Origin of the sequence: Marinobacter algicola DG893 (assembly GCF_000170835.1) — a bacterium.
In the GTDB taxonomy this organism is placed as follows: domain Bacteria; phylum Pseudomonadota; class Gammaproteobacteria; order Pseudomonadales; family Oleiphilaceae; genus Marinobacter; species Marinobacter algicola.
Window position 1 is genome coordinate 1 of sequence record NZ_ABCP01000101.1, and the last position, 572, is coordinate 572.

1 protein-coding gene is annotated in these 572 nt (G+C 52.4%); it reads right to left on the bottom strand.

The window, feature by feature from the left end; genetic code table 11:
* Positions 1-69 precede the first annotated feature (69 nt).
* Entirely contained in the window at positions 70-438 is a 369-nt protein-coding gene (locus MDG893_RS20390; protein ID WP_040474846.1) for a PilZ domain-containing protein, read from the bottom strand.
* Positions 439-572 lie beyond the last annotated feature (134 nt).

Below are 572 nucleotides of genomic sequence, written 5' to 3' on the forward strand. Positions count from 1 at the left end.
GCACATTTTTGGAAAGATCCTTCCAATCCTGCCTGCCAGCTTCGCAGTTACCTCCGGGATTCCCCAGCCTCAATCAATCAGATGCGCAAACTCCCGCTCCAATAACGCTTGGTCCCCCAGATTCAATTCCACCAGGCGTTTTAGGTGGGTAGCACTTTCAAGATCGATATATTGGCATTTGAACCCCAACCGCTCTTCCTCAATGTGCCGTAACTCCACCGCCATCACGATCCCGGTTTCGTGATCGTCGAGATGGATGATCACTTCACAAGGCTGCTTCAGCGGAACCTTCCATCCCAGCGGTCGCTTTACCAGAACACCTTTCAGTGAAATATCCAGCACCTCACTCACCCACACTTCATCCTGCCAATGCAGTTCACATTCGGCATCGAAGGAGATTCTGTGGAAGCGGCGTTTTTCGGGGGCTTTGGTTGGCAAGGGTTACTCCTGTTGACCGGTCTCGTCTGTTATGACTATAGACCGCACAGGAGCTTCTATCTAGCGCTAACACCAAACAGAGGCTCTGCGGAGCGTTAACGCAGAAGCGGACAGAGGGCGGTTGTTGGGGCTTT